Source organism: Carnobacterium sp. (assembly GCF_040274425.1).
Window position 1 is genome coordinate 1 of sequence record NZ_JBEMBC010000099.1, and the last position, 7,584, is coordinate 7,584.

Genomic DNA, 7,584 nt, shown 5'->3' on the forward strand with positions numbered 1-7,584 from the left:
AAAAAAATGCGCAATAATAAATTTTTTATTTGTTCTAGTAGAATTACTAGTGATATACCTACACTTAATGAAGTAAGAACTACGATCTTCGTACTAAGGGGAATTCTATTATTAGTGCTTTTCTTCAGCAATTCGAGTATTTTTAATATAAACAACTATTGTTTTAATTACAGCAAAAGCGGGAACTCCAAAAATAATTCCAACAATTCCAAGCATTTTTCCAGCTACTAATAAAATGATGATAATTGTTAGTGGATGAATAGCTAATGATTTTCCAACAAATTTCGGTGTCAGAAAGTTAGCATCAAGTTGTTGAACGACTAATACAATTAAAGCGACCAATAAAGCAGTTGTTGGAGAGACCGTTAAGGCGACTAAAATTGCCGGTACAGCGCCGATAAAAGGACCTATATAAGGAATAAGATTAGTAAATCCATTAACAATCGCCAATAATAAGGTGTAAGGTAATCCAATTAATAAAAAGCCAAAATACATCAAAACAGCAACAACGATACTCGCTAAGCCTTTTCCACTGATATAAGCAGTAATCACAAGATTAGTCTGATGGAGTAATTCAAAGACATGCTTTTGATATTTTTTGGGAAATAAGTGAGTCACAGCTGATTGTAATTTTTCCCCATCATGGAACATATAAAATAGAACAATTGGTACCGTGATTAATACGATTGTTAAATTAGCGACAGCTCCAATGATGGAACTAATGCTGGTAGTGAAACTAGATAAAATGGTTTTGGAAAAAGCATCAAGTGAAAGATTCAGCTGATTTAAAGTTTCTTCTAAATCAACATTATTAAATGTAGAGAATAATGCTATGTCTTTCGTTTGAGTCTCAATATCTGAGAGAATAGCAGGACTATTAGTAACTAAATCGGATAGTTGGTTCATCAAGACGGGAAAAGTTTTAATAATAAAAATAGTAGCTCCACTAAGAAATAGAACCATAACTAAAATAATCGCATAGCTGCGTTTGATTTTTAATTTTTGCATTACATTAATCAAAGGATTCAACAAGTAAAATAAAAATCCAGCACTTAAAACAGGAATAAAAAGTGTTGAAAATAAAACAAATAGTGGTTGGAAAACAAAGCTGATCTTAGTTGCAAAGTAAATAATCAGCACCATTGCTAAGACCCATAATGTCCATAATAATAATTTTGAATGTTTAAAATACTTCATAAAACTAGTCTCCTTCTTAAGTAGGTCTGTTTAATCTGTTTATGCTGTTATATTAGATACGATTGAATCTTACAAGGAGTTGAAAACAACCAAGAAAGAAACGTCACTGATCATTAATAATGTAAACACTTTTGAGATTTCATTTGAATAGAATAACTGCTAGTTTCATAGTAACATATCTATTACTGTAAATTGATAAAAGCTAAACCTATAATTAGACTCTTATTTAAAAATTAGAAAAACAAATTGAAACTTGTTTAGTTTGATTTTTACTAGATGTAAACAGCTGGTTGCTAAATGTAAACCAATAGGTGCGTTACTTTTCAATCAAAATTAGAGATAATAAATGGAAGCGATTTGAAACTCAACAAATATTATTTAATCGAGGATTAGATGAATGGTCTATTGATGAATTAACTTTAATAAATAATGATCGATTAAGACATGAAATTGTTTTTTTCTCACAAGCAATCATGATAATTGAATGTAGTATCTTTTCTATTAAAATTCTTAATGAATAGAAATAGTAACTGCTCAATATGGAATTAAGGGGTATAATCATAGTAGGAATAAAGCGCTTTTTTTATTGAATTTAACGAAGGACAATCATTATAGGAAGTAGGAGATAGAATGGGATTTTGGTATTTTTTATTATTATTTTTAGGTATTGCTTTGCTTATAGTAGGTGGGTTAAAGAAAGGTGTTTCGCGTGAAGTTAAACTGGTCATGATATTGTTTATTTCAGGCAGTTTACTTGTTTTAATTTCACTCTTTATGTTTTTACCTGGTAGTGCTGAAATTGTCTCTCAAATTTTAAACATGAATGAATAAATTAAGGAGATAAGGTCTATGAAACAAAAGCCTTTTTATTGGTTCCTTTTTATTTTAATGGGAGTCATTTTAGTTTTTACAAGAATTGATCGGAATTATACTGAAGAGACCAATATAACTAGCCCTTTTAATGATCAAGTAAAGGTAATAACTGTTCCGCAACATCCAATATATGAATATGAAAGAGTTAGTAAAACAGTTGAATACACTTCCGGTTATGCAGATAATCAACCAAATCAAGGAACTAAATTTTCAACAGGAGAAGGTTTCCGTTGGGCTGAAGAAGATGGAACTCATTTCACTAAAAGCAGTGCAAAACATCCATTTGGTAGTGTTGATTCATTGGGTGGCCTTTTTGTAAACGTTCCAAATGAAACGGATTATTTTAGACTAACAGTAACGAAAGGCAGAGAAGTAACTAAGACAGCCGTATATGTAAAGTCGGAAACTGATGATAATAAAAGGTTTCTCTACTATATTTATCCATCAAACTTATATAGCCTTGAATTCGCAGCAGTAAAGGTGGACTAAAGTGCTGGATATTACGAGGTGAACACCAATGAAAATAAGAAAAATTTACAACTCGAGATGATAAAATAAAAGAGATTTGGACATGTTAAATGTCTAAATCTCTTTTGTTTACCCTTTCTAGCAGAAGAGTAGATATAAAATATTCGGTTCTAAAATACGTTTTTCATATGCATATTAACAGTACAATTTTTATCTAATTGGCTTCACTTTTACCTAACTGGTAAATCCCATAATAACAAATAATCAATAGTACTAAACCTATTAAAGTGAACGGTAATGCATGAGAGGTCTGTAAATCATTTAGTGCATTTGTATTATACAAAATAGCAAATGGGGAAGCAATTACTAAACCTAAGATTCCACTGTAAGTTACTGAACTATAATGTTCAAATAAGAATTCTATTGCTTTACTAATCAAAAAGATACCAATCAAAACACCTAACCCAAAGACAAACAGAAGGATAAAGTTAGGTAACAGTGATTCCATATCTCCTATTCGTAAAGATGATATGAATATCGTTATGCTGTTGATGATTAAATAATAATAACCTAAGACCATTAAAATTAATGACCCGCTTACTCCCGGAATAACCATCGTTGCGGATGCAATAATACCAATTATGAACAACTTGATCAAACTTAATGGATCTAATTGAATAGCTGTTAAAGATTCTCCGGATCCTTGAAGTAACGGGAGTATAATGACAACTAACGCAAACATGAGAACAAAAGAAATAGCGTGGCTAATCGACAATGTCTGCTTTTGTTTCTTTAGTCCATTTTGAAAAGATTTCCATAAACCTGGAATACCACCTAAAATTAAGCCTATAAAAGCCAAGGCAGTTGGCAAAGTATATGAGCTCAATAAGAACTCAATAGTATAGGTAAATGCAACTATTCCGACAGCGGCACCAACTAATATAGGAACTAATGTTTTTAAACTATCTTTCCAATTTTTAAATAAGTGACTAATTGATGAAATTAAACGATCGTAAATATCCAACGAGACAGCCATCGTTCCTCCACTTACACCGGGAATAATATTGGCTATTCCTATAACAATACCTTTTAAAAAATCTATTAAATATACCATTTTCATACTCCTTTTTCTTGATTTATCTAAATGTAACTCCACCAACTTTACCAAATTTATTCCTTATCGTATATAATTTTCCTGTTATTTAATATTCAATTAAGTATTTAGTGAGGATGATACATTTATAAATTTTATTTGTGTTGTGCATGTGCACAGTTAGATTTGTTAGTCTGACAATAGCTTTTTCTAGTAATGAAAAATATAATGTAAGCGCACACAGATGAAGTTGGGAGATGTTTAAAGATGTTAGATATTACGATTCCATGGTTTGCAGCAATTATTGGATTGATCGTTGCAATTGTACTTATATTGAAAAAATTCAATCCAGTGTATTCTTTATTTTTTGGAGCCATCGTTGGTTGTTTAGTAGGTGGAGCTTCCTTGGTGGATACTATCGATATTCTAATCAGCGGTACACAAAGCGTTATTGGAACCGCTATCCGTGTTCTTGCTGCAGGAATGCTTGCAGGTGTAATGATGGAATCTGGAGCAGCAGAATCCATTGCGAACGCGATTGTAACGAAACTTGGAGATAAGAAAGCCATCTTATCATTGGCTCTTTCGACCATGATCATAACGGCTGTAGGGGTATTTATTCCAGTGGCAGTACTAATTGTTGCTCCAATTGCATTATCGGTTGGCAAACAAACAGGGATTAGTAAGATTGCATTATTAACGGCCTTATCTGGTGGAGGAAAAGCAGGAAATATTATTTCTCCTAATCCAAATACGATTGCAGCAGCAGATGGTTTTGGTTTAAATTTGAGCAGTGTGATGTTAGCTGGATTTATTCCTGCTTTATTCGGACTTGCAACTGCTGTTATTGTAGCAAATTTAATTAAAAATAAAGGAGAAATGGTAAGAGATAGGGATATTCCGAAAAAAGAAGCAAAAGAATTAATGCCATTGGGAAAAGCGTTGATTGCGCCGATGCTTTCAATTGTTCTTTTATTGATCAATCCAATTGGGACCCTATTAAAAATAGAGGTCCTCACAAATTTAAAAATTGATGCGTTATATATTCTTCCTTTTGCTTCAATCGTAGGAATGCTTGCAATGGGACATGCAAATAAAATTAGTGAATACGCTTCTTCAGGAATTAGACGGGTAACGGATACGGTACTTATTTTGATTGGAGCCGGTGCAATTGCAGGATTGATATCTGCTTCTGATTTATCTGTTCAAGTTGTAAAATTAATTGATACGATAGGTATTTCTGGAACATTCTTAGCGCCAATTTCAGGTGTCTTGATGGGGTTAGCTGTAGGTTCAACGTCTACTGCTGTTATATTGGCTACTGGATCATTTGGACAAGCTATTCTAGATACAGGAACTTCTTCTTTAGCAGCATCTGTAATGGTTCATACAGGATCAACCGTTATCGATAGTGTTCCTCAAGGAAATTATTTCCATATTAGTGCAAATAGTATGAATATGACGATAAAAGAAAGATTGAAGGTTATCCCCTACGAAATGTGTGTAGGTGGGGCAATGACTGTAGTTGCAACCATTTTATATGGATTTATTCTTAACTAATTAAGGGAAAAGAGGCAAATACAATGGTAAAAAGATTTGTTGTTGCACCAGATTCGTTTAAGGAAAGTATGAGCGCAAAAGAAGCCTGTGAAGCAATGGCTAGAGGAATCAAAAAAGTATTTAAGGATGCAGAAATCAGTCTTGTTCCAATGGCTGATGGAGGCGAAGGGACGGTTGATTCTTTAGTGGATGCAACAGAAGGAAGACGGATCAATGTTGAAGTATCTGGTCCAATCCCTGAAGAAAAAGTAACGGCATATTTTGGTATTTTAGGTGACGATAAAACAGCAGTCATTGAGATGGCAAAAGCAAATGGGATTGAGTTATTGCCAAAAGAGAGCCGAAACCCCTTAATTACTTCTACCTATGGCACTGGGGAACTGATCAAAGCGGCTCTAAATCATGGTGTAGAAAAAATCATTATCGGAATTGGCGGTAGTGTAACGAATGATGGCGGGGCTGGAATGGCCGAAGCATTAGGTGTGAAGTTTTTAGACGAACATGGTCAATCAATTCCCCAAGGAGGAGGTTCTTTGGATCAGCTAGTGTCAATTGATACTACTGAATTAGATCCTCGAATAAAAGAAATTGAAATTGAAGTGGCTAGCGATGTTACCAACCCATTAACTGGAGAGCATGGGGCTGCTCATGTATTTGGTCCTCAAAAAGGAGCTACTCCAGAAATGGTGGAACAATTAGACTCTAATTTAAAACACTACGCGCATATTATTCAAAAAGATGTTCAAAAATCTATTGAACAGTTACCTGGAGCTGGAGCAGCAGGTGGGTTAGGCGCTGGCTTATTAGCCTTTACAAATGCAACACTAAGACCTGGAATTGATATTGTCATTGAGATCAATCAATTAGAGGAACAGATTGCTGAAGCCGATTTTATTTTTACTGGTGAAGGTGGCATGGATTTTCAAACTAAATTCGGAAAAGCGCCATATGGGGTCGCTAAAGTTGCAAAACATTATCAAAAACCCGTCTTTGCTTGTGCTGGTTATATTGGAAAAGATGTTGAGGTGCTACATGATGAGGGGATAACGGCTATTTTTGGGATTCTCTCAAAAGCCGAATCGCTTGAAGAAGCTTTGGAAAATGGTGAATCAAATCTAGAACGAACATGCGAAAACATTGCTCGAATCTTATTCTTAAGCAGTGTACAGGAATAAGTCACATTTATTTTGGAAGATAAACTTGATATTTTAAGTTTATAAGAAGATACTTTAACTTAGAAGATAAGAAAAAAACAGTTTAGGATGTATAATTCTAAACTGTTTTTTGTATAGAAAAGGTGGCAGAAGTAACGTGTTAACGAATAGTCAGGCTAGTCTAATCGTCAGTAAACTTATGGAAGATATTCCTTACAATATCAATATTATGAATGACTTAGGTATTATTATTGCAAGTGGCGACAGTAATCGTATCGGAACTTCGCATAGAGCAGCTGAACGTGCAATTAAAGAAAAGAAAATCATAGAGGTTTATCAAGACACACATTTAGAGAAAAAAGGGACGAATGAGCCAATAATATATGAAGGTACTATCATTGGAGTAGTCGGAATTACAGGTGATCCTGATGAAGTTCGTCCATTCACAAAAATTGTTAAAACAGTCTCGCTACTCCTTATTGAAGAATTAAATATTTATAAACAAAAAGAAGAGAATAGAGCGGCAAAGAGTAACCTCTTGAAACAAATTATCCAGTCAGAGGGTATATATATAGAATCGTTGAAAAAAGAAGCAAATGAAAAATACGACTTAGAATTGGGACGATCTTATTATGGTGTTTTTGCTGAAAGGAAGGAAATACTGAGAGCAGTTGCGTCTAAGAAAGAACTATTTGAATGGTCTAAAGGTTTTGTTATATTTGTGGAGACCGTTGATTCATTGGAAACAACTACTACTGAATTTATTATCGTAAGCTCTAGTGAAAAAAATATCGGTCAAATTCTTCAAGATATCAAACAGACATATGCAATGCTCTCTTTTTTTAACACAAAGAAAGAAGGAATCAATAAAACAGATAACTGCTACTTAGCTAATTTATTTTCATTTTCACTTCCTCCCAATCAGAAACTTTTAAAGAAGATAAAGGAAGTGGCACCAGAGTACGCAGAAACTCTAGTCAGTTTTGCGCGGAATAATAAAAGTATCAATGACACTTCGCTAGAACTTCATATTCACAGAAATACATTGAATTATAGAATTCAAAAGATAGAAGAGATAACTGGAAAAAATCCTCGTATTTGGTATGAATTATGGGAGTTGTTTTATCATTTTGCTTATCATTGAATGAATGAGGACATTAACGAAAGGACTAGATTTATTTGACTTTAAATTACTTAGAACAATATAGGAGATTGCTTTCAATAGCTGAGGCAGGAATA

The 7,584-nt window shown here is 33.5% G+C and carries 7 protein-coding genes; 5 read left to right on the forward strand and 2 right to left on the reverse strand.

Annotated elements, in window-relative coordinates:
• Positions 1-111: 111 nt before the first annotated feature.
• Positions 112-1,197, reverse strand: a complete 1,086-nt coding sequence (locus ABS911_RS13295) for an AI-2E family transporter (RefSeq protein ID WP_350467960.1) — start codon at positions 1,195-1,197, stop codon at positions 112-114.
• A gap of 630 nt (positions 1,198-1,827) precedes the next feature.
• On the opposite strand from ABS911_RS13295, the gene ABS911_RS13300 reads away from it, so the two are divergent.
• Both ABS911_RS13300 and ABS911_RS13305 read left to right on the forward strand, forming a co-directional pair.
• The gene (locus ABS911_RS13300) at positions 1,828-2,028 is read left to right on the forward strand and encodes a hypothetical protein (protein WP_350467961.1); all 201 of its coding nucleotides are present in this window, start codon (positions 1,828-1,830) and stop codon (positions 2,026-2,028) included.
• 18 nt (positions 2,029-2,046) lie between these two features.
• Positions 2,047-2,559: a hypothetical protein gene (locus ABS911_RS13305; RefSeq protein WP_350467962.1), complete on the forward strand. Its 513-nt coding sequence runs from the start codon at positions 2,047-2,049 to the stop codon at positions 2,557-2,559.
• A gap of 193 nt (positions 2,560-2,752) precedes the next feature.
• On the opposite strand, the gene ABS911_RS13310 is transcribed toward ABS911_RS13305, so the two are convergent.
• Positions 2,753-3,652 (reverse strand): DUF368 domain-containing protein, encoded by a 900-nt coding sequence (locus ABS911_RS13310; RefSeq protein ID WP_350467963.1) that lies wholly within the window; start codon positions 3,650-3,652, stop codon positions 2,753-2,755.
• Between the two features lie 246 nt (positions 3,653-3,898).
• On the opposite strand from ABS911_RS13310, the gene ABS911_RS13315 reads away from it, so the two are divergent.
• The 3 genes from ABS911_RS13315 (at position 3,899) to ABS911_RS13325 (ending at position 7,489) form a co-directional block, all read left to right on the forward strand.
• Complete coding sequence (locus ABS911_RS13315; RefSeq protein ID WP_350467964.1) at positions 3,899-5,191, forward strand: GntP family permease; 1,293 nt, start codon at positions 3,899-3,901, stop codon at positions 5,189-5,191.
• 23 nt (positions 5,192-5,214) lie between these two features.
• Complete coding sequence (locus ABS911_RS13320; RefSeq protein ID WP_350467965.1) at positions 5,215-6,366, forward strand: glycerate kinase family protein; 1,152 nt, start codon at positions 5,215-5,217, stop codon at positions 6,364-6,366.
• 136 nt (positions 6,367-6,502) lie between these two features.
• Entirely contained in the window at positions 6,503-7,489 is a 987-nt protein-coding gene (locus ABS911_RS13325; protein WP_350467966.1) for a CdaR family transcriptional regulator, read from the forward strand.
• The last annotated feature ends 95 nt before the right edge of the window (positions 7,490-7,584 follow it).